This is a genomic window from Exiguobacterium sp. s70 (assembly GCF_018618315.1).
Classification (GTDB): Bacteria; Bacillota; Bacilli; order Exiguobacteriales; family Exiguobacteriaceae; genus Exiguobacterium; species Exiguobacterium chiriqhucha.
Map to the genome: position 1 here is coordinate 412833 of NZ_JACSLV010000002.1, position 19877 is coordinate 432709.

The 19877-nt window shown below is 56.1% G+C and carries 17 protein-coding genes; 16 read left to right on the plus strand and 1 reads right to left on the minus strand.

Translation table 11 applies throughout. The features are described from left to right. Positions 1 to 165: 165 nt before the first annotated feature. The 12 genes from pyrR (at position 166) to KNP84_RS06850 (ending at position 13423) form a co-directional block, all read left to right on the plus strand. Entirely contained in the window at positions 166 to 699 is a 534-nt protein-coding gene (pyrR, locus tag KNP84_RS06795; RefSeq protein ID WP_021067057.1) for a bifunctional pyr operon transcriptional regulator/uracil phosphoribosyltransferase PyrR, read from the plus strand. Between the two features lie 49 nt (positions 700 to 748). Next, positions 749 to 2050, plus strand: a complete 1302-nt coding sequence (locus tag KNP84_RS06800) for a uracil-xanthine permease family protein (protein WP_058763338.1) — start codon at positions 749 to 751, stop codon at positions 2048 to 2050. Positions 2051 to 2180: 130 nt separating this feature from the next. Beyond that, entirely contained in the window at positions 2181 to 3086 is a 906-nt protein-coding gene (locus tag KNP84_RS06805) for an aspartate carbamoyltransferase catalytic subunit (RefSeq protein ID WP_021067059.1), read from the plus strand. Then, on the plus strand, positions 3083 to 4363 hold the full coding sequence (locus KNP84_RS06810) for a dihydroorotase (RefSeq protein ID WP_215114522.1): 1281 nt from the start codon (positions 3083 to 3085) through the stop codon (positions 4361 to 4363). Before KNP84_RS06805 ends, KNP84_RS06810 begins: the two co-directional genes overlap by 4 nt. Beyond that, positions 4341 to 5423, plus strand: coding sequence for a carbamoyl phosphate synthase small subunit (locus KNP84_RS06815; protein WP_029595727.1), 1083 nt, complete (start codon positions 4341 to 4343; stop codon positions 5421 to 5423). Before KNP84_RS06810 ends, KNP84_RS06815 begins: the two co-directional genes overlap by 23 nt. 1 nt (position 5424) lies before the next feature. After that, positions 5425 to 8628, plus strand: coding sequence for a carbamoyl-phosphate synthase large subunit (gene carB / locus KNP84_RS06820; RefSeq protein ID WP_215114523.1), 3204 nt, complete (start codon positions 5425 to 5427; stop codon positions 8626 to 8628). After that, entirely contained in the window at positions 8625 to 9344 is a 720-nt protein-coding gene (locus KNP84_RS06825) for a dihydroorotate dehydrogenase electron transfer subunit (RefSeq protein WP_021067063.1), read from the plus strand. Before carB ends, KNP84_RS06825 begins: the two co-directional genes overlap by 4 nt. Further along, positions 9341 to 10267 carry a dihydroorotate dehydrogenase gene (locus tag KNP84_RS06830; protein ID WP_058763346.1) on the plus strand — a complete coding sequence of 309 codons (927 nt, stop codon included), beginning with the start codon at positions 9341 to 9343 and terminating at the stop codon, positions 10265 to 10267. Before KNP84_RS06825 ends, KNP84_RS06830 begins: the two co-directional genes overlap by 4 nt. After that, positions 10242 to 10946, plus strand: a complete 705-nt coding sequence (gene pyrF / locus KNP84_RS06835; protein ID WP_214836328.1) for an orotidine-5'-phosphate decarboxylase — start codon at positions 10242 to 10244, stop codon at positions 10944 to 10946. Before KNP84_RS06830 ends, pyrF begins: the two co-directional genes overlap by 26 nt. After that, positions 10930 to 11559: an orotate phosphoribosyltransferase gene (gene pyrE / locus KNP84_RS06840; RefSeq protein WP_214719468.1), complete on the plus strand. Its 630-nt coding sequence runs from the start codon at positions 10930 to 10932 to the stop codon at positions 11557 to 11559. Before pyrF ends, pyrE begins: the two co-directional genes overlap by 17 nt. Positions 11560 to 11675: 116 nt before the next feature. Continuing rightward, positions 11676 to 12491 carry a hypothetical protein gene (locus tag KNP84_RS06845; RefSeq protein WP_021067067.1) on the plus strand — a complete coding sequence of 272 codons (816 nt, stop codon included), beginning with the start codon at positions 11676 to 11678 and terminating at the stop codon, positions 12489 to 12491. Next, complete coding sequence (locus KNP84_RS06850; RefSeq protein ID WP_235045183.1) at positions 12491 to 13423, plus strand: FUSC family protein; 933 nt, start codon at positions 12491 to 12493, stop codon at positions 13421 to 13423. Before KNP84_RS06845 ends, KNP84_RS06850 begins: the two co-directional genes overlap by 1 nt. A gap of 200 nt (positions 13424 to 13623) precedes the next feature. Here the strand turns inward: KNP84_RS06850 and KNP84_RS06855 are convergent, their stop codons facing one another. Further along, positions 13624 to 15312 carry an Rqc2 family fibronectin-binding protein gene (locus KNP84_RS06855; protein ID WP_214714076.1) on the minus strand — a complete coding sequence of 563 codons (1689 nt, stop codon included), beginning with the start codon at positions 15310 to 15312 and terminating at the stop codon, positions 13624 to 13626. A gap of 131 nt (positions 15313 to 15443) precedes the next feature. On the opposite strand from KNP84_RS06855, the gene gmk reads away from it, so the two are divergent. From gmk to priA, 4 genes are read left to right on the plus strand one after another with little or no spacing between them, the layout of a single operon-like run. Next, a complete protein-coding gene (gene gmk / locus KNP84_RS06860; protein WP_029595720.1) occupies positions 15444 to 16091 on the plus strand; it encodes a guanylate kinase in 648 nt (215 codons plus the stop codon). After that, positions 16091 to 16300: a DNA-directed RNA polymerase subunit omega gene (gene rpoZ / locus KNP84_RS06865; protein ID WP_021067071.1), complete on the plus strand. Its 210-nt coding sequence runs from the start codon at positions 16091 to 16093 to the stop codon at positions 16298 to 16300. Before gmk ends, rpoZ begins: the two co-directional genes overlap by 1 nt. Positions 16301 to 16359: 59 nt before the next feature. After that, positions 16360 to 17550: a bifunctional phosphopantothenoylcysteine decarboxylase/phosphopantothenate--cysteine ligase CoaBC gene (gene coaBC, locus KNP84_RS06870; RefSeq protein ID WP_215114524.1), complete on the plus strand. Its 1191-nt coding sequence runs from the start codon at positions 16360 to 16362 to the stop codon at positions 17548 to 17550. Next, positions 17547 to 19871, plus strand: coding sequence for a primosomal protein N' (priA, locus tag KNP84_RS06875; protein WP_215114525.1), 2325 nt, complete (start codon positions 17547 to 17549; stop codon positions 19869 to 19871). The genes coaBC and priA overlap by 4 nt, the downstream gene beginning before the upstream one ends. The last annotated feature ends 6 nt before the right edge of the window (positions 19872 to 19877 follow it).

A 19877-nucleotide genomic window follows, 5' to 3' on the forward strand; every position in this document is an offset into this window, starting at 1 on the left:
AACACCTTTAAACCCAGTCCAGAGAGGCTGTGAAAGGATTGTGGCCGCGGCCACGACACGTCGATTATTTGAGGCAGAGGTCTGCCCTCACATATGAAGACTTCCTTTTCCAGCCGGATGAGGAAGTCTTCTTTTTTTATATAATTTTTGAGAGGGGGGAACTAGTTGAAACGTTCCACCATTTTAGACGAAGCGGCCATCCGCCGCGCACTTACCCGAATCGCCCATGAGATTATCGAGCGAAACAAAGGGACGGACAACGTCGTACTCGTCGGGATTAAAACCAGAGGCGAGACGCTCGCCGACCGGCTCGCCCGCCGAATCGAAGAAATCGAAGGCAAACCGATTGCCCTCGGCAACTTAGACATCACGCTCTACCGGGATGACTTATCAAAGAAATCACTCGACCCGGAAGTGAAAGCGACCGAGTTACCGCATGATATCAACGGCAAGACGGTCGTCTTGATAGACGACGTCCTTTATACAGGCCGGACAGTGCGGGCTGCCATGGACGCGCTCGTCGACCACGGTCGGCCGGATTATATCCAGCTCGCCGTCTTGATTGACCGCGGACACCGCGAGTTACCGATTCGCCCCGACTTTGTCGGCAAGAACGTCCCGACGTCGAAGTCGGAACAAGTCGTCGTCAGACTCAGTGAAGTCGATGCGACAGACGAAGTATTCATCAAACAGCAATAATCAAAAAACCTTTAAGGTGGTCCAGAGAGGCCAGGAAGGAGAACCACATATGAAACCCATCCTCAACATCCACGAGCGTCCCGCTCACTTACCGCAATGGCTGCTCTTCAGCCTGCAACACGTCTTCGCCATGTTCGGAGCGACGATTTTAGTCCCGATTTTGACGGGCCTAAGCACGTCCGTCGCCCTCGTCGCTTCCGGTGTGGCCACGCTCTCATTCCTAGCAATCACACGCTTCAAAGTCCCAACTTATCTCGGATCGAGCTTCGCGTACATCGCGCCGATTATCGCCGTCAGCCAACAATGGGGTGTCGAAGCCGCCTTGTTCGGAGGCATCATCGCCGGTTCCGTCTACGGCGTCGTCTCGCTCGTCATCTATAAGACCGGCGTGAACTGGTTGCTACGCTTGCTGCCGCCGGTCGTCGTCGGTCCGGTCATCATGGTCATCGGCTTATCGCTCGCACCGGTCGCCATCGACATGTCGATGAATAAGGACGGGGCATACAACGGAACGTTCATCACCGTCGCATTGCTCACGCTCGGTATTACGATTCTCGCCATGACGACGCTCAAAGGAGTATGGGGCGCTGTCCCGATCTTGTTCGGCATCATCGGCGGTTACCTCATCGCCGCACTGTTCGGAATCATCGACTACTCGGCGCTCGGACAAGCGAGCTTGTTCCAACTGCCTGACTTCACGATGGTGTTCGTCGACTACATGCCGATGTGGCAAGTCGGGGCACTCCTCGCCATCGTCCCAGTCGCACTCGTCACGATGACGGAACATATCGGCGACCAGATGGTCACGTCGAAAATCATCGGCCGCGAGACGATGAAAGACCCAGGTCTCCATCGGACCCTCCTCGGCGACGGGGTCGGGAAAGCGGTCGCCTCGGCACTCGGTGGTCCACCGTGTACGACTTACGGTGAGAACAACGGGGTCATGGCTATCACGAAAGTGTATAGCGTCTACGTCATCGCCGGAGCGGCGCTCATGGCCATCAGTTTCGGATTCCTCGGACACGTCGAAGCGTTCATCTCGACGATTCCGAACCCGGTCAAAGGCGGCATCTCGATCCTCTTGTTCGGGGTCATCGCCTCGAACGGTCTCCGGACGATGGTCGAGAGCAACGTCGATCTCGCCGAGAAACGCAACCTCATCATCGCCTCGGTCATCCTCGTCATCGGACTCGGTGGGGCGATGGTCCAACTCGGTAGCTTCCCGGTCCAAGGGATGGCGCTCGCAACGGTCGTCGGGATTCTCTTGAACGCCTTCTTGCCAAAAGCGGAAAGCGTGGAAGAACCTGCTGCCGAAACAACTGAAGACACACGACAAGCAAGTAACTTTTAATTCGATCCCGTGAGGTCGGCAAAGTGAAGGCTCGTTTATTTGGGTGTGTTCTGCCCAGATAAAGGCGTCCCTTCACGTAGGTGAAGAGACGCCTTTTCTCTTTGCCTTCACATAAAAGGAGGAGACGAACATGAACATCATCAAACAACAACCGAAGCATTTTGTCAGCCTGGACACGCTATCCCTCGACGAGATTATGGGTTTGATCGAGGAGTCACTCCGCTATAAACAAGGGAACATGCCCCCATTGTTCGATGGGAAGACGGTCGCGAATTTATTCTTTGAAAACTCGACGCGAACGAAAAATTCGTTTCAAATGGCCGAACGGCACTTGAAGGTCCAGGAGATCCCGTTCGACGTGGCGACGTCATCGGTGACGAAAGGTGAGACGCTCTACGACACGTGCAAGACGCTCGAGGCGATCGGGGTCGATGCCCTCGTCATCCGCCATCCGGAGTCGGGCTACTACCATGAACTCGTCGAAACATTGAATATCCCGGTGTTGAACGGCGGTGACGGGAGCGGGGAACATCCGTCTCAGTCACTCCTCGACCTCGTCACGATCTTTGAAGAGTTCAAGACGTTCGAAGGATTGAATATCGCCATCTGCGGTGACCTCGTCCATAGCCGTGTCGCCCGCTCGAACGCCTCGGTGCTCAAGCGGCTCGGCGCGAACGTCGTCGGCTGCAGTCCCGCCTCCTGGTGGGACGAGTCGATGGGGCTCGAGCATCGTGACCTCGACGACGTGTTGGCCGACTGTGACGTCATCATGTTGCTGCGCGTCCAGCACGAACGCCACATCATGGGCGATATCTTCTCGAAAGAAGATTACCATGTACGCTATGGCTTGACGCCGGAACGCGTCGAGCGGATGAAACCGCAAGCCATCATCATGCATCCGGCCCCGGTCAATCGGGACGTCGAGATTGCCGGCAGTTTAATCGAACATCCACAGTCGCGTATCTTTCCACAGATGACGAACGGTGTTTACGCCCGGATGGCCATCTTAAATCGAGCATTAGGGGGACAATTATGATACTTCAACACGCAACTTGGTATGACGGGAACACGAAACGGACGACGACACTATTGATTGAAGACGGCGAGATCCGCTCGGTAGACTATAACGGCACGACTGAAGGACACGAAGTGATTGATGCGACAGGGATGCTACTCATCCCAGGACTCGTCGATGTCCACGTCCACTTGCGCGAACCGGGTGGGGAGAAGAAAGAGACAATCAAGACCGGGACAGAGGCGGCTGCAGCCGGCGGATTCACCACAATCTGTGCGATGCCGAACACGCGTCCGGTCCCAGACGACCGCGCAACGATGGACCAGCTGTTGGCTAAAATTGAGCAAGACGCCATCGTGCGTGTCCTGCCATACGCCGCCATCACGAAACGACAGCTCGGTACCGAGCAAGTCGACATGGCCTCGCTCGCAGATTCGTTCGCCTTCACCGACGACGGAGTTGGCGTCCAATCGGCAGCGATGATGCGCGCGGCGATGCGGGAAGCGAAACGACTCGACAAGGCGATTGTCGCCCATTGCGAGGACAATACGCTCAAGGCCGGTTCAGTCCACGAAGGCCGATTCAGTGAAGAACATGGCATCCAAGGCATCCCGAGCCTCGCCGAGAGCATCCATATCGCCCGGGACGTTTTGATCGCCGAAGAGACAGGCTGTCACTATCACGTCTGCCACGTCTCTTCACGACAGTCAGTGCGCGTCATCCGCGACGCCAAACGAGCCGGCATCCGGGTCACGGCCGAAGTGACACCGCATCACCTCGTCCTCTGTGAAGACGATATCCCGGGCCTCGACCCGAACTTTAAAATGAATCCACCGCTCCGGAGCGCGGACGACCGGGAGGCGTTACTCGAGGGCTTGTTCGATGGCACGATCGATATGATCGCGACCGACCACGCCCCGCACACGGCCGAGGAGAAAGCGGCCGGCATGGAACGGGCCCCGTTCGGGATCACCGGTTTCGAGACGGCGTTCCCGCTCTTGTACACGACGTTCGTCAAAACGGGACAGATGGAAGAGGCGGCGCTCATCGAGTGGATGACGAAACGACCGAGCGACGTGTTCGGGTTGCCGTACGGTGTGATTGAAGTCGGCCGGGCGGCGGACCTCGCCCTCATCGACCCGGAGACGGAGCGGGTCGTCGATCCGACGACGTTCCGCTCGAAAGGGAAGAACACACCGTTCGCTGGGAAGAAACTAGTTGGCTGGCCGGTGATGACCATCGTGGCTGGGAAAATCGTATATAAGGGGAGATTCGATGAAACGAACATTATGGCTTGAGGACGGTACTTCATTTGTAGGAACAGCGTTTGGTGCAAGTGTGGAGACGATCGGGGAAGTCGTCTTCCAGACCGGGATGACCGGATATCAAGAGATGTTGTCTGACCCGTCTTACTGCGACCAACTCATCGTGTTGACGAATCCGTTGATCGGGAACTATGGCGTCAACCGCGAAGATTTCGAGACGACCGTTCCGATGGCGAAAGGGCTCATCGTCAAAGAAGTGTGCGACACACCGTCGAACTTCCGCTCGACCGCGACGCTTCATGATACGCTCAAACGCTTCAACATCCCGGGTCTAGCAGGAGTCGACACACGCATGTTGACGCGTCACTTGCGCTCACTCGGCGTCATGCGCGGTGTCATGGTCGACGGCGACTCGACGTGGGAGACGGTCCAACACCGCTTCGATGTTCTCCTGCCGACCAATCAAGTCGAGCGTGTCTCGACGAAGCGGGCGTATGTCAGCACCGGCAGCGGCCCACGGATTGCCCTCATCGATTTCGGCGCGAAGCTCGGCATCATGCGTGAACTCGTGAAGCGCGACTGTGAAGTCGTCGTCTTGCCGCACGACGTGACGGCCGAAGAAGTGATGCGCTATGAGCCGGACGGCGTCATGCTGTCGAACGGACCTGGGGACCCGAAAGACGTCCCGACGGCGTTACCGCTCATCGAGCGCCTCATGCCGACACTCCCGATTTTTGGGATCTGTCTCGGTCATCAGTTGATCGCACTCGCGAGCGGTGCCAACACGTTCAAACTCCCGTTCGGTCATCGCGGTGCCAACCATCCCGTGGTCGAACTTGAGACCGGAGCGGTGACAATCACGTCCCAAAACCACGGCTACGCAGTCGATGAAGCATCACTCGCGACGACAGGGCTCGTCGTCACGCATCGCGCCGTCAACGATGGTACGGTCGAAGGTGTGAAGCATCTGCATCATCCGACGTTCTCGGTCCAATACCATCCCGAGGCGGCACCGGGTCCATACGACGCCAACGATTTATTTGACCGTTTCATGCAACTCGTTCAAGAAAACAAACAGAAAGTAGGAATGTGACATGCCAAAACGACCAGATATTCAGAAAATCCTTGTAATCGGATCCGGCCCAATCGTCATCGGACAGGCGGCAGAATTTGACTATGCTGGTACCCAGGCGTGTCTTGCCTTGAAAGAAGAAGGATATGAAGTCATCCTCGTCAACTCGAACCCGGCGACAATCATGACCGACCCGACGACGGCGGACCGTGTCTATATCGAACCGCTCGAACCGGAGTTCGTCGAACGGATTATCCGTCAAGAGCGACCGGACGCGCTCCTGGCCACACTCGGCGGCCAGACCGGTCTCAACTTGGCGATGGAACTCGATCGTCGCGGCGTGCTTGAAGATTGCGGCGTCGAATTGCTCGGGACAAAATTATCGGCCATCGAACAAGCTGAGGACCGGGAACAGTTCCGCGACCTCATGTATAAGCTCGGCCACGGGGTCCCGGAAAGTGAGATCGTGCAGTCGCTCGAGTCGGCTTGGGGCTTTGCCGACCGGATCGGCTATCCGATTATCATCCGTCCGGCGTACACGCTCGGAGGAACCGGTGGCGGGATTGCCCATGACCGGAATGAATTCGAACAGTTCGTCGAATCAGGACTGAAAGCGAGTCCAGTGACACAAGTGTTGCTCGAGAAATCGATTGCCGGCATGAAAGAAGTCGAGTATGAAGTGATGCGCGATTCGAGCGACCAGGCCATCATCGTCTGTGCGATGGAAAACTTTGATCCGGTCGGGGTCCATACGGGCGACTCGATCGTCTTCGCTCCGACGCAGACACTGTCGGACCGCGACTATCAGATGCTCCGCAGCGTCTCACTCGACATCATCCGCGCTCTCGGCATCGAAGGGGGATGCAACATCCAGTTCGCCCTTGACCCGGACAGTTTCACGTACTACGTCATCGAGGTCAACCCACGTGTCTCCCGCAGTTCGGCGCTCGCCTCGAAAGCGACGGGATATCCGATCGCCAAGTTGGCTGCGAAAGTAGCGGTCGGATACAAGTTGTCAGAATTGAAGAACCCGGTGACGGAGACGAGTTACGCCTCGTTCGAACCGGCGCTCGACTATGTCGTCGCTAAGATTCCGCGCTTCGCCTTCGATAAGTTCGAGACGGCTGACCGCCGGCTCGGCACTCAGATGAAAGCGACCGGGGAAGTGATGGCGATCGGCCGCAACTTGGAGGAAGCGCTCCTTAAGGCTGTCCGTTCGCTTGAACTCGGGACAGAAGACTTGGCCGTACCACGGCTCGCACAATTGACGACGGATGAGCTCGATCGCGAGTTGACGACGCCGACGGATGAGCGACTCTGGATGCTTTATGAGGCACTCCGTCGCGGTTATTCGACGGAACAGTTGCATGAGCTGACCAAAATCGACCGTTTCTTCTTATCGAAACTCGCACGGATTTGGCAACATGAAGAGACGCTCCGGCTTGAGCCGCTCACGAAAGAACGACTCGTCGAAACGAAGCGTCTCGGGTTCAGCGATAAGATGATCGCCCGCATCGTAAACGAGAACGTGGAGACGGTGACGACGCTTCGGAACGACTGGGGCATCCGTCCGGTGTACAAGATGGTCGACACGTGTGCGGCTGAGTTCGCCTCGGAGACACCATACTTTTACGGGACGTACGAAGTTGAGAACGAGGCCGTGAAGACGGACAAGCCGTCGATTCTCGTCCTCGGTTCGGGCCCGATCCGCATCGGTCAAGGTGTCGAGTTCGACTACGCGACCGTCCACTCGATTCAGACGATTCGTGACGCAGGTTATGAAGCGATCATCATTAACAACAACCCGGAGACGGTGTCGACCGACTTCTCAATCTCGGACCGACTCTACTTCGAACCGCTTACGACCGAGGACGTACTCGAGGTCATCCGCAACGAACAGCCACTCGGCGTCATCGTCCAGTTCGGGGGCCAGACGGCCATCAACTTGGCAGCCTCGCTCGAAGCAGAAGGGGTCCAGATTTTAGGGACATCGCTTGAAGACATCGACCGCGCCGAAGACCGGAAAGCGTTCGAAGCGACGCTCTCGGCCGAACAGCTCGCCCAGCCTCCAGGCAAGACGGCGGTCACGGTAGAAGAGGCCGTCGCGTGTGCCGACATGCTTGGCTATCCGGTACTCGTCCGCCCATCATACGTCCTCGGCGGCCGGGCGATGGAAATCGTTTATGAGCGCTCGGAGCTCGAGCGGTATATGCGCCACGCCGTCGTCGCCTCGAAAGACCGTCCCGTCCTGATCGACCGCTACTTGACGGGCATCGAGATTGAAGTCGACGCCATTTGTGACGGGACGGACGTCTACATCCCGGGCATCATGGAACATATCGAACGGGCCGGGGTCCACTCGGGCGACTCGATTGCCGTGTACCCGCCGCAGCGGTTGAGCGAAGCGTTAAAACAGAAAGTCGTCGATTACACGATTAAACTCGCCAAAGCGTTCCGGATCAAAGGGTTGCTCAATATCCAGTTCGTCTACGCGGACGACTTATACGTCATCGAGGTCAACCCGAGGGCGAGCCGGACCGTCCCGTTCATCTCGAAAGTGACGGGCCTTCCGGTTGCACGCATTGCCACGCAGACGATTCTCGGAACGAGTTTGAAAGACCTCGGGTTAGGGACCAGCTTGCATCCGGAAGCGGACGCGATTTCGGTCAAAGTCCCTGTATTCAGTTTCGCGAAACTGAAAGAAGTCGACCCATCACTTGGGCCGGAGATGAAATCGACCGGTGAAGTCATGGCGACAGACCGCACGCTCGAAAAGGCGTTATATAAAGGACTCGTCGCCGCCGGCATGACGATCGCCTTGAAAGGGAACGTCCTGTTGACGGTCGCCGACCAAGACAAGGAAGAGGCGCTCGACATCGCCCGCCGTTTCAACCGACTCGGATTCCGCCTGATGGCCACGTCTGGCACGGCGCATGCGCTTTCGACAGATGGCTTGCCGGTCCACCCGGTCGGGAAAATCAATGAGGCCGGAGAGACGATGCTGAGCGTCATCGAACGAGGGGAAGTCGATATCGTCTTGAACACGACGACGCGTGACGCCCTTGCGACGAAAGACGGGTTCATCATCCGTCGGGCCGCGGCCGAGCAAGGGGTGCTCTGCCTGACGTCGCTCGACACGGTCGAGGCGCTGCTCCAAGTCATCGAGAGCCTGTCGTTCCAAACGACGAGTTTACCGGCCTTCACGACATTCGGGGTGACCGTATGAGACAACTCGCGACCATTTTATCGAACCGATTGATTGCGACGGCGACGATGGAGATGAAAATCGAGATCGCACCGCAGGCCGTTGCGCCGGGCACGTTCTTCCATGTGAAGACGTCAGAGCTGTTGCGCCGGCCGCTCTCGGTCGCGAACGTCGAAGACAACGTCGTCACATTCCTGTATAAAGTGATCGGCAGCGGGACGGCAGATTTGGCCGCGCGTCGGACGGGAGACGTCTTAGACGTCCTCGGACCGCTCGGCAACGGTTTCCCGCTCGAACAGACGGGTAAACGGGTCGTGCTCGTTGGTGGGGGCATCGGGGTGCCGCCGCTCTACTACACGCGGCGCCTGCTCGCCGCTCGTGGCATCGAGACGGTAGCGATTCTCGGGTTTGATACGAAAACGAGCATTTTTTATGAAGACGCGTTCCGTGAACTGGGGGAGACGATCATCACGACGGTCGATGGAACGTATGGAGAAATGGGATTTGTGACAGGTCCGCTCGCGCGGGTCGACGCCGATGTCTTATTCAGCTGCGGGCCGGAACCGATGCTGAAAGCGGTCGCCGCGTCACATATCGAAGAGCGATATATCTCGATTGAGAATCGGATGGGGTGTGGCATCGGCGCTTGTTTCGCTTGCGTGTGCGAAGCGCCAGGCGGTTACGTCAAAGTGTGCAGTGACGGACCGGTATTTCGGGCAGAAGAGGTGACGCTATGAGACTACACGTCGATTTGCCAGGCTTACAGTTAAAGAATCCGATTATGCCGGCATCAGGCTGTTTCGGATTCGGGGAAGAGTTCGCCAAACTCTATGACTTATCGATGTTAGGCGGTATCATGATTAAAGCGGCGACAGGCGAGTCACGGTTCGGCAACGGGACGCCGCGGGTCGCCGAGACGGCACAAGGCATGTTGAACGCCATCGGCCTCCAAAACCCGGGTGTCGACGCCATCATCGAACACAAATTACCGTTCTTGTCCGCGTTCGATACCGAGATTATCGCCAATGTGGCCGGCTCGACGCCCGAAGAGTACATTCATGTCGCGCGAGAGCTCAGTGCCGACCCGACCATCAAGGCGCTCGAACTGAACGTCTCGTGCCCGAACGTGAAGTGCGGCGGGATGCAGTTCGGGACCGATCCCGACATGGCGGCGGAATTGACCCGACTCGTCAAAGCGGCGTCAACAAAACCGGTATACGTCAAACTGTCACCGAACGTCACGTCAATCACAGCGATGGCGAAAGCGGTCGAAGCGGCCGGGGCCGATGGCATTACGATGATTAACACGCTCGTCGGGATGCGCATCGACGTCACAACTGGGCAGCCGATTCTCGCCAACCGCATCGGTGGTTTGTCTGGACCGGCCGTCAAACCGGTCGCCATTCGGATGGTCTATGAGGTCGCCCAGGCCGTCGAGATCCCCATTATCGGGATGGGCGGCGTGCGGACGGTCGACGACGTCTTGGAGTTCATTTATGCGGGTGCTTCGGCAGTCGCGGTCGGAACGGCCAATTTTGAAAATCCTTACGTCTGTCAGGAAATCATCGAAGCGTTGCCAGGGCGGCTCGACGAACTTGGGATTGATCACATTTTAGACATCAGGGGGAAAGCTTATGAACAGACTGTATCTCGCGCTTGATGTCGAAACGGGCGCCGACGCGTTTCGTTTATTGGAACGAATCGAACAAAAACCGGCCGTCAAAGTCGGGATGGAACTGTTCTATCGGGAAGGGGGCCGCTTTGTCGAGCAACTCGTCGACAGCGGGTACCCGGTCTTTTTAGACGTCAAAGTTCATGACATCCCGGAGACGGCACGGCGGACGCTCCGTCAAATCGGCCGCCTCGGCGTCGAGTTGACGAACGTCCATACGCTCGGCGGCGAGACGATGATGCGTTACGCCTTGGACGGTTTACGCGAGGTGACCGATACGACGAAATTGATTGGGGTCACCCAGTTGACGTCGACCGATGAACGAATGCTCGCCGAAGAGCTACACATCGAAGGTGGATTGGAACAGGCCGTCCTTCGCCAGGCTGCCATGGCCGACCGGGCCGGGCTCGACGGAGTCGTCGCGTCCGTGCATGAGGCCCACTCGATTCGCCAAGCGCTCGGCTCGTCATTTTTGACCGTGACGCCCGGTATCCGCATGAACGAGACAGCGGACGACCAAGTCCGGATCGCCACGCCGAAAGCGGCTCGTGACGCAGGCGTGTCGGCCATCGTCGTCGGCCGACCCATCACCCGGGCCGAAGACCCGAACGCTGCCTATGCATACTACTTACAAGAATGGAGTCGAACTTATGAGACAAATCGCTGAAGCTTTATTACAAATCGAGGCCGTGACCCTGTCACCGGAAAACCCGTATACGTGGTCGAGCGGGATGAAGAGTCCGATTTATTGTGACAATCGCTTGACGCTCAGCTATCCTGACGTCCGCAACCTCATCATCGACGCGCTCGTTGAGGTGATCCGTCCGCTCGATGTCGACGTCATCGCCGGGACAGCGACAGCGGGAATTCCCCATGCGACGCTTGTCGCCGACCGGCTCGGGTTGCCGCTCGTCTATGTCCGTTCGAGTGCGAAAGGACATGGGAAAGGGAATCAAATCGAGGGCCGGTTTGAACCGGGGGCTCGTGTCGTCGTGATTGAAGACTTGTTGTCGACCGGCTCGTCGAGCATCGAGGCCGCCAAAGCGATTGAGGAAGCCGGCGGGGAAGTCGTCAAGATTCAAGCGATTTTCTCCTATAGTCTGAGCCGCCTCGCCATCAATCTGTTAGACTCGGGCTTCACTGCGCATGCACTGATTACACTTTCGGATTTGCTCGACGTTGCCGTTAAGAAGCGAATCATCAGTAAAGAAGAATATGCTTCCTTACGGGACTGGCGAAACGATCCGACAGGTTGGAGCGAACGTGTCTTATCTTCATAATCTGTAACGAGAATCCACCTCCGGGCGGATTCTTTTTCTATTCGGTACATGGCATACTGAACATGTTAGAATAGGGAAAGCAGTCAATAAAGGAGATGTGTATGGCGTATTCTAGAATGAAGGGAAAATCCTTGAAAGTCCGTTTTCAAGCGATCCCGAAACATCGTAAACTTGCGTTCGGACTCGTCCTCACCGTCTTGCCCCTCATTTTCTTCTTGAATTTATTCATATTCAGTCACGTGTTGGCACTTGGGGACACGTACGAGGACCGCTATCAAATGAAGAAACTTCGGCTCGAGACGGCGCACGGCAATGTCGAATTCGTTCGTAGCACGAATGAGAAAGTCCATATTGATGTGTTACAGACGAACTCGAAAGAGCGTCGCATCAAAGTCAAATCGGTCGGCGATACGATTTCGGTCGTCGAGCGCTACGGCCAATTCAGTCAATTCGGTAGTCGGGCGAGTGATGAACCATCCCGTTATAAAATCCGAGTCGCCTTGCCGAGCTCGATGACATCGATTGAAGTCGAGGCCGAGCAAGTGACCGGCCAAGGATTGATTGCCAAGACGATCGTCTTGGAGGCGAACGCCGTTAATGTAAAAAAACTCGAAAGTGATCGGCTTCGCGTCGAAACACGGAGTGATACGACACTCGAAACCGTCCGTGTCGTCACGGGAGATATCCGTTCATATCGGAACGCGACCGTGAGCGACATCGTCGTCAATCAAAGCATGACGATTCAGACGGAGGCGGGGACGCTCGCGTACGCGCCGCGTAATGCGACCGGACAAGTGAACGTCACGACCACAGGCAACGTGACGGCGTCGGAACGGTTCAACGAAATCGGGGGCGGCGTGTACCATCTGTCGAACTCGAACCGACCAAACATCGAACTCATTTCCGAGACAGGAAAGGTCGAGCTTAAATGATGAACAAACGTTACATCCCAAAAGTCGGACTTCGAACTTTGAAAACCGGCATCGCCGTCGCCATCACCATCGCTTTGTCCTGGTACGTGTTCGGCATCTATTCAGGCATGGGGGCCATCGCGGCCGTCGTCGCGATGCAACCGACCGTGAAGCGGTCATCGAAAATCGTCTTCAGCCGCATCTTCGGAACGATGGTCGGGCTCATGTGCGGTCTCCTGATCGTCTATGCGTTCGGGGTCAACCCGATTTCAATCGGGCTCGCCGTCATCGTCGCGCTCACGCTCAATACGACGTTCGATAAGACGCACATGTCGACGTATGCGGCGTTCGCGATCGTGCTCATGCTCGAGAACCCGACGACCGACTTCTTCCACTATGCGTGGACCCGTTCATTGTTGACGGCCGTCGGTGTCTTCGTCTCGCTCGGTGTCAACTATGCGTTCATGCCGCCTCGTTACGAGGAGCGGTTGCTCAGTGAGATTCGGAAGACGTCGGCGTATATGTTCCAGCACTGGCGCGAGCTCGTCGGGTCCCCGTCCGAGTTGCTCGAGACGCGGGCCCGTATCCTCGGCCATCAGGAGCTGCACATGATGCTCCAAGAGGATATGAAAGTGACGAACGTGAAATTGAAGCATTTGACGATGAAGCAATACCGGTTATTGATTCACCTTGAGGATAAGCTCGTCTTATTGCTCGAGAGTCTCGCTGAACATCGGGAGGCGCTATTGGTCATGGACGAGGAAGAACGCCGGGTGTTCGAGTCCGAGTTTTTATACCTCCTCGCGCATCACCACGATATCCTTTATACGTGTGACAAGCCGCATGCGCTGTTCACGTTGCCGCATGAGGATTTATCCGTTTCTGAAATCTTACACGGGCACTTGCTCGACTATCATGAACAGCTCGAAGCGTTCAAACATAACCCGAAATAAACGAAGGCCCCGTTTTAGCGACGGGGCCTTTACTTGTTGTCAATGTAAGTGGACATGTCATATTTACACATGCCTTTGGCGACACCCTCCGTTCCTGGGGCGATGCAGCTCCGGGGTTGCCTGCGGAAAGCGTGGGCGCCGAGAGGACGAGTGACCATGGACTAACAAGAAAAGACCACGTCATGTGACGTGGCCTGTACTTACTGCTGGAGTGATTTGACGAGCCGCTCATCCGGCGTGACGTACACTGTCTGCTGGTCCGTATAGATGACGAATCCAGGCTTGGCACCGCTCGGCTTTTTCACGTAACGTGCTTTCGTGTAATCGACCGGCACACCGCTCGAGGCACGGGCCTTCGAGAAATAGGCGGCGACGGTTGCCGCCTCGAGCAACGTCGTCTCGTCAGGTTCGCCCGAACGGATGATGACGTGGGATCCGGGAATATCTTTCACATGAAGCCAAATCTCGTCGCGACGGGCGAACTTGAACGTCAAATGATCGTTTTGCGTATTGTTCTTCCCGACGAAGAACTCTGTCCCCGTCGACGACGTATACGCCTCGAGCGAAATTTTCTTCGTCTGTTTCTTCTTTTGATTCCGTTGCTTCATGTAGCCGCCTTCGGCCAACTCTTCTCGAATCTCGACGATATCGGCCGGTGAGGCGACGTCGAGCTGGGCGACGAGCGTCTCTAAATACTCAATTTCGGCGTCGTTCAATTCGATTTGTTTCTGCACTTCGACTTTGGCGACTTTCAACTTGTTGTATTTCTTGTAGTACGCTTGTGCGTTCTCGTTCGGTGTCTTGAGCTTGTTGAGCGGGATGTCGATCATGCCGCCTTCCTCGTCGTAATAATCGACGACGTGGGCGACGGTCATGCCTTTCTCGAGCTGGAACAAGTATGTTGTCAACAGCTCCCCGTATTTCTGAAGTTCGTCGGACCGTTCCGTCGCCTTCAAATCGTCAAGCAGTCGCTTACGCTTCAACAGGTTTTTCTCAAGCTCGGACTTGAGCAGACGCTCGACATCGTGAGCTTGTTGTTTGACACGGTCGCGGTTCGCTTTCTCATAGAAGAAACGGTCGAGCACGTCTTTGCTCGTCTCATAGCTCTCTTCAGAGGTGATCTCACCGGACGTGAGCACGATTGGACTGAAGCGTTCTTTGCCCGACGCGAGCTGTTGGAAGACGTAAGGGCCTTCGAGGTCGCTCATCACGCTGACGAACGACTCCTCGATGCTGGCCCGGTTCGGGAGTTTGGCCCGGTGGACGATCTCTTGGGCGATTTGCGGGCTGAGCCCGGCGAAACTGGCCACGAGCTGCTTGTCGAGCGAGCCGGCGTTCCAGTCGATACGTTTCAAACCGGCTTCACGCTCCGTCAACGGATCACACTTGTCTTGGGCCGGTGGCAGTAAGTACTCGCTGCCCGGCATGATTGTCCGGTATGTGTTTTGTGACGGCGGAAGATGTTTGATGGCGTCTAAAATCTTGCCGTCCTCGTTCGTCAAGACGACGTTCGAGTGACGCCCCATCAGTTCGATATACACTTTCTTATTCTCTTCGTCGCCGAGCTCGTTTCGTGAACGGATCGACAGGACGATGACACGGTCACGTCCGACTTGTTCGATTGCCGTGATGAAGCCGCCTTCGATGTGTTTTCGGAGCATCATACAAAACATCGGCGGTTCTTGCGGGTTCTTGGTCGGGTTGTCGGTCAGTTGGAGCCGTGCGTACATCGCATTCGCCGAAACGAGCAATTGGACGCTTTGGCGGTTCGAGCGGACTTGAATCATCAAATCGAGCGAATACGGTTGGTGCACGCGATTGATGCGCCCCCCGACGAGCGCTTGTAATTCTGTTACAACACGATATGTCATTAATCCATCATATGCCACTAGTCTCATCACCTTTGTTCTTTTTCTGTCTCTACGTTATCAGATTCACGGAAAATATGGTACGATGAAGTAGGAAATCCGAACTTCTTCTTGCCGGAACAATTGATTGACTGCTATTATAATTAAATGTGATGTTAGAAGATGGAGGTCTTGCAGTGAATTTTAAAGAACGAGGATTATTAATCGTCTTGTCTGGCCCGAGCGGCGTCGGGAAAGGTACCGTTTGTCGAGTACTCCGTGAAGAGAAGGACAACAACCTTCAATATTCGGTCTCGGCGACGACCCGCAAACCGCGCGAAGGAGAAGTGGAAGGCGTACACTACTTCTTTAAGACGAGAGAACAATTTGAACACATGATCGAGCATAAACAATTGCTCGAGCACGCTGAATTTGTCGGCAACTATTATGGGACACCGGTTGAATGGGTTCGTGAGACACTCGAAAGCGGGAAGGACGTCATCCTCGAGATTGAAGTCCAGGGCGCTTTCCAAGTGAAAGAGCGTTTCCCGGAAGCGGTCTTTTTATTCTTGGCTCCGCCAAGCCTGCAAGAACTACGTAACCGCTTAGTCGGTCGAGGCACGGAATCGGAAGACGTGATCAAGCAACGCTTGCTCGTCGCCCGGGAAGAAATTGAATTGATGGATGCATACGATTACGTCGTTACGAATGATGAAGTGGATAAAGCGATCGATCGTATCAAAGCGATCGTGACGGCCGAACATTGTAAACGTGAACGTGTCGCGTCTCTCTATAAAAAAGCCATGATGGAGGTCATTTAATGTTATACCCTTCGATTGATGCCTTACAACGTATCATCCCGTCGAAATACACAATCGTCACGGTGGCCGCGAAGCGGGCCCGCCAAATCCAGGACGGAAAAGCAACAAAAATCGCCGCGCCAAAATCGTATAAGCCGGTCGGTCAAGCGCTAGAAGAATTGTATTCGGGTGACACGACAATCATCACGAACGAAAAAAACAACGGATGAAGTGTGACCCAAGTCGGATGCGACTTGGGTCTCATTGTCTATAAGGGGGAGAATTGTGAATGTTGAACGATCGGAATATCTTGATTTGTGTGAGCGGCGGTATCGCGGCGTATAAGGCGTGCGCGCTCACGTCGAAACTCGTCCAGGCCGGTGCGAACGTTCGAGTGGCGATGACCGCGTCAGCCGAAGAATTCGTCGGCAAAGCGACGTTTCAGGCGCTCAGCCGAAATCCGGTATACACCGACGTGTTCGAGGAACACGATCCGACCAAAATCGCCCACATCGACGTCGTCGATACGAGTGACTTGATCGTCGTTGCACCCGCCACGGCGAACATGATTGCGAAACTCGCAGCCGGTATTGCCGATGACTTCATCACGACCTCGATTTTAGCGGCCAAATGTCCCGTCATCGTCTCACCGGCGATGAACGTCAATATGCTCGAACATCCGGCTACGCGCCGCAATATCGAGATGCTCAAAACGTTCGGCTATCAAATCATCGAACCGGGCGTCGGCAATCTCGCGTGCGGGTGGATCGGTGGCGGACGCCTTCCGGAACCGGAAGACCTCGTCCGTATCGTCGAGAGCCAGTTCGTCCCGAAACATCTGCTCGGGAAACGCGTGCTAATCACGGCCGGTCCGACGGTCGAACGCATCGACCCGGTCCGCTTTTTATCGAACGACTCCTCTGGCAAGATGGGCGTCGCGCTCGCCGCGGCTGCCCGCGACATGGGCGCACACGTCACGCTCGTCCACGGACCGCTGCAAGTACCCGTACCGGACGGCGTGACCGCCATCGCCGTCGAATCAGGCACGGATATGCTCGAGACGGTGCTCGCGCGTTTCGATGACCAAGACCTCGTCATCAAATCGGCCGCCGTCGCCGACTATCGCCCGAAGACGGTCCATAGCGAGAAACATAAAAAAGTGCACGGCCCGTTGACGATCGAACTCGAAGAGACGACCGACATCTTGAAGACGCTCGGGGAGAAGAAGACGCATCAGCTCCTCGTCGGTTTTGCGGCCGAGACGGAGAATCTCGAGCAACACGCCCGCGATAAAATCGCCCGTAAACGGGTTGACTATCTCGTCGCCAACGATGTGTCCCAGCCAGATATCGGCTTCCGCGCCGATGACAACGAAGTCACGTTGTTTCGGGCGGACGGGGCTCATGTCCGCTTACCGCGACAGAGCAAACGTGCACTCGCTGTCGAGTTGCTCACACATTTTAAGGAAGATTTGCGATGATCGCCCACGTCCATGTCGATGCGCCCGTCATCACGATCGACCGTCCGTTCGATTATGAAGTGCCGCCCCAGTTCGAGACGTTAATCGAACCGGGCATGCGTGTCTCGGTCCCGTTCGGCTCACGACGCCTGCTCGGAATCGTCACCGGTGTCTCAGAAAGGACGCGCGAAGGGTTGAAACCGCTCGAAGCCCTATTAGATGAAGAATCATCACTGACGGACGAATTGCTCGATTTATCGACCCACGTGAAAGAGACGACACTCTGCTTCCGGTCGTCGGCACTCCTCGCCATGTTGCCGGCAGCGCTGAAAGTGAGTTACGACAAAGAGATTAAAGGCGAGACGCTCCCGGACGGCGTTCGAGCCGGCACCCATCTTTCGGAGTATCCGAAAGAGACGCAGTCCATCATCTTGGCGCTCGCCAAAAAAGGGGACATCTTGCTCGCGCCGGTGTTAAAAGAGAAACGGACGGTGAAGACGGACCTCGTCATCGAGCTCATCGATGCGACGCTCATCCCGGCCCGGGCGAAGAAACAACAAGAAGCGATTCAGTTGCTAAAGGACGTCCCGCGGATGTATTGGTCGTCGTTACGTCAAATCGGCTTGTCGCGCGCACAATTGCAAAAGATGGAGTCGCTCCGTGCCGTCAAAGTGACCGAGGTCGAACTGAACCGCGACCCGTACGCCACGATTGAACAGGTCATCGAGACGGTCGAATTGAATGAAAGTCAAGCCGCGGCCGTCCATGCCATCCGCGATGCGGAAGCCGGGGAGACATTACTCTTGCACGGTGTCACCGGCAGTGGGAAGACCGAGGTCTATTTAGAAGCAATCGGTCAAGTCGTCGATGACGGCAAGCAGGCGATTTTGCTCGTCCCGGAAATCTCGCTCACGCCGATGATGGTCAAACGATTCAAACGTCGCTTCGGAGACCGGGTCGCCGTGCTCCATAGCGCCTTGTCACAAGGAGAGAAATATGACGAGTGGCGCAAAATCAAACGACGTGAAGTCGATGTCGTCGTCGGGGCACGCTCGGCGATTTTCGCACCGCTCGAAAACATCGGCCTCATCATCTTGGACGAAGAGCATGAGACGACGTACAAGCAAGAAGAGAACCCGCGCTATCACGCGCGTGACGTCGCGATTTGGCGGGCCGAGTACCACGAGTGCCCGGTCGTCCTCGGAAGTGCGACCCCGTCACTCGAGTCTTACGCCCGCGCCCAAAAAGGGGTCTATCGCTATTTGCAACTGAGCGAACGGTACGGTGGCGAGATGCCGCCTGTCCATATTATCGACATGCGGCGTGAGCTCGCCAAAGGCAACACGACGATGTTTTCAGAAGATTTATTTGTCGCCATCAACGACCGCATCGCTAAAAAAGAACAGTGCGTCATCTTGCTCAACCGTCGAGGTTTCACGACGTTCGTCATGTGTCGCGACTGTGGGGAAGGGCTTACCTGTCCGCACTGCGCCGTCAACTTGACGTATCACCAACACGGCGACCGGCTCAAATGCCACTACTGCGGCTATGAGATTGGTATGCCGTCGAAGTGCCCGACGTGTGACAGCAAGAAAATCAAACAGTTCGGCACCGGGACGCAAAAGATCGAGACCGAGCTGTTGAATCGCATCCCTGAGGCGCGGATCATTCGGATGGACCAAGACACGACGTCACGCAAAGGGTCGCACGAACAACTATTGAAACGCTTTGAGGATGGGGAGGCCGACATTTTGCTCGGTACCCAGATGATCGCCAAAGGGCTCGATTTCCCGAACGTCACGCTCGTCGGCGTGCTCGCGGCGGATGCGACGCTCGGCATGCCCGATTTCCGGGCGACCGAGCGTACGTTCCAACTCGTGACCCAAGTCGCCGGTCGGGCCGGACGCGGTAGTCTGCCGGGTGAGGCGTACGTTCAGACGTACAACCCGGACCATTATGTCATCGAGACGGCGAGCGAACATGATTATGAATCGTTTTACGCCCGGGAGATGCAACTGCGCCAAGTCGGTAATCATCCCCCATATTGGTACGTCACGCTCGTCACGTTCGCGGCGGAAAGTCCGCTCGTCGCCCAAGCCGAGGCCGAGCTGTTCGCCGCCGATTTCGTCGAGGCGCACGTGGCCCAGTCGCGACTGAACGGGCCGATGCCGGCACCGTTGTCGAAACTGAAGAACTTGTTCCGCTATCAGTTGTTCATCAAGACGAAACATCCGGAAGCGTTATATCCGGTCCTCGCCACGCTGCAACAGGCACGGGCAAAGGCGATTAGCAAAAAAGAATATCAATTGAGTATCGACGTAAACCCATACGTATTCATGTGAGGTGGA

Bases quoted from the DNA above. Each gene is read 5' to 3' on its own strand.
- gmk (WP_029595720.1), top strand. From the start codon at position 15,444: ATGTTAGAAGATGGAGGTCTTGCAGTGAATTTTAAAGAACGAGGATTA.
- coaBC (WP_215114524.1), top strand. From the start codon at position 16,360: ATGTTGAACGATCGGAATATCTTGATTTGTGTGAGCGGCGGTATCGCG.
- KNP84_RS06830 (WP_058763346.1), top strand. From the start codon at position 9,341: ATGAGACTACACGTCGATTTGCCAGGCTTACAGTTAAAGAATCCGATT.
- KNP84_RS06845 (WP_021067067.1), top strand. From the start codon at position 11,676: ATGAAGGGAAAATCCTTGAAAGTCCGTTTTCAAGCGATCCCGAAACAT.
- priA (WP_215114525.1), top strand. From the start codon at position 17,547: ATGATCGCCCACGTCCATGTCGATGCGCCCGTCATCACGATCGACCGT.
- KNP84_RS06815 (WP_029595727.1), top strand. From the start codon at position 4,341: ATGAAACGAACATTATGGCTTGAGGACGGTACTTCATTTGTAGGAACA.
- KNP84_RS06825 (WP_021067063.1), top strand. From the start codon at position 8,625: ATGAGACAACTCGCGACCATTTTATCGAACCGATTGATTGCGACGGCG.
- pyrF (WP_214836328.1), top strand. From the start codon at position 10,242: ATGAACAGACTGTATCTCGCGCTTGATGTCGAAACGGGCGCCGACGCG.
- pyrE (WP_214719468.1), top strand. From the start codon at position 10,930: ATGAGACAAATCGCTGAAGCTTTATTACAAATCGAGGCCGTGACCCTG.
- KNP84_RS06810 (WP_215114522.1), top strand. From the start codon at position 3,083: ATGATACTTCAACACGCAACTTGGTATGACGGGAACACGAAACGGACG.
- KNP84_RS06850 (WP_235045183.1), top strand. From the start codon at position 12,491: ATGAACAAACGTTACATCCCAAAAGTCGGACTTCGAACTTTGAAAACC.
- KNP84_RS06800 (WP_058763338.1), top strand. From the start codon at position 749: ATGAAACCCATCCTCAACATCCACGAGCGTCCCGCTCACTTACCGCAA.
- KNP84_RS06805 (WP_021067059.1), top strand. From the start codon at position 2,181: ATGAACATCATCAAACAACAACCGAAGCATTTTGTCAGCCTGGACACG.
- rpoZ (WP_021067071.1), top strand. From the start codon at position 16,091: ATGTTATACCCTTCGATTGATGCCTTACAACGTATCATCCCGTCGAAA.
- carB (WP_215114523.1), top strand. From the start codon at position 5,425: ATGCCAAAACGACCAGATATTCAGAAAATCCTTGTAATCGGATCCGGC.